Genomic DNA, 1501 nt, shown 5'->3' with positions numbered 1-1501 from the left:
CCACAGGCGGACATTACTATTGAGCCATTACAGTATTAGTGCGTTTAATGCGTTTTATGTTAAATATCAGTCAATTACATTGAGATCGCAAAGCTTGCAGCGACATATCAGTGTCGCTGCAACAACCCGACCTTTGCGATGAAAAAACGGATTACGGATAGATCACAATAGGGCATTTCCTCAATAACCACCTCAAACTTCATTTCTATAGTCTGAAATCAAGAGCGGCATTTTTGACCCTCTGATATGTTTCGTTATCTGGTGCGGCGGGTATTTTCGCTCGTGTAATCGCTGAAATGGCTGCTTTACACAATTTTGCATCACCCTCTTTCGCTGTCGCACTGTTCACTGAACCATCAGGTTGAAGATAGATACGAATAGAGCAGGTTTTTCCTTTATACGCATCGGGTTCGTACATTTCGGCAACAATGGCATTCCGTATTTGTGCTGCATATACGACTATTTTTGAATGCTCCGGGGGAAATGTTGGAGACCCTAGGTTACCTAAAAGATCATCAACTTCCGCTGATTTATCGTTGCCGGGCATTACCCTGACGTTTGTTTTTTGAGTATGGTTTGAACAGGCTGTTATAAGTAGCACCAGGGTGAGTATGGGGGCTGAGAACGCTCTTAAATTCATGTGAAACTCCAGTTTTCATCTCCAGGTAACCATTCGCTTAGTCCTTTTACTGGAGTTCAGAGAGAATTTTATCTGGAGAAACACTACCCAGGAAAGTATGCACAGACGGCTCCAGCACTACCATAGCAGGAGTTACTGTAACGCCCAGTCTATCAGCAAGTTCAGATTGTTTAATCACCAGATTTTTACATTTTTCTGAGCTATCATTGTCTGGCAAAAAACCGGCCATCGCATTTTGAAAACTTTTCTGACGATCTGATGCACACCATACTCGTCCCATATCTTCAATGACTGAGTCTTTGATGGATGATGGAACCACCGTCAGAAATGACATAGTCAGCCCTGCATCAGTGTATTTCTTGATGTTTTTTACAACATAGCTGCAATAAACACACTGATTATCTACAAAAACTAATATTTTATATTTTTCCACTCCAGACTGAAACGTAATCGGCTGCAATTCAGTTAAGGAGCGAGAGATATCCTCATAGGCCATCTGTGGCGTTGTGTCTAAAACAGGAGCAGTTGTAGCCCCAACACTGAAGCTGGCTATCGTAAAAACACCTGCGGCTAATGATTTAAGAAAAAAACTCATAATCCCTGTTCCCTATTCAGTATTAATTTCAGGTTGTTGATGCCTGGTTCATGCCAGATTTGAATATTTTTATCATCTGTAAAAAACAATAGTTCCTGTTTATGCGACTCCATCATTGATCCGCGAGGGTGCTATAGTGTGTCCAGATACCATACGCGCTCTTTTTTCCACTGCCTATAGAGCGTAACGGTAATGAAGCGGAAAAATTTTCGGATGAATGCTGGGAGAAGGGTTTGCGGCTGGATAAAAGCCCGTCTGTGCACTAT

At 42.0% G+C, this 1501-nt stretch carries 2 protein-coding genes; both read right to left on the bottom strand.

Annotated elements, in window-relative coordinates; translation table 11 throughout:
• Window positions 1-205 precede the first annotated feature (205 nt).
• Complete coding sequence (gene tolA / locus HMPREF3096_RS28475; RefSeq protein WP_001567367.1) at window positions 206-640, bottom strand: cell envelope integrity protein TolA; 435 nt, start codon at window positions 638-640, stop codon at window positions 206-208.
• A gap of 46 nt (window positions 641-686) precedes the next feature.
• Window positions 687-1235 (bottom strand): thioredoxin fold domain-containing protein, encoded by a 549-nt coding sequence (locus HMPREF3096_RS28470; protein ID WP_001567366.1) that lies wholly within the window; start codon window positions 1233-1235, stop codon window positions 687-689.
• Window positions 1236-1501: the final 266 nt, after the last annotated feature.

The sequence above is a fragment of the Klebsiella sp. HMSC25G12 genome, from assembly GCF_001807705.1.
In the GTDB taxonomy this organism is placed as follows: domain Bacteria; phylum Pseudomonadota; class Gammaproteobacteria; order Enterobacterales; family Enterobacteriaceae; genus Klebsiella; species Klebsiella variicola.
This window is presented reverse-complemented; position numbering and strand designations above follow the sequence as displayed.

Excerpts from the sequence above, each read along its gene's own strand:
- tolA (WP_001567367.1), bottom strand. The coding sequence starts at position 640 with ATGAATTTAAGAGCGTTCTCAGCCCCCATACTCACCCTGGTGCTACTT.
- HMPREF3096_RS28470 (WP_001567366.1), bottom strand. The coding sequence starts at position 1,235 with ATGAGTTTTTTTCTTAAATCATTAGCCGCAGGTGTTTTTACGATAGCC.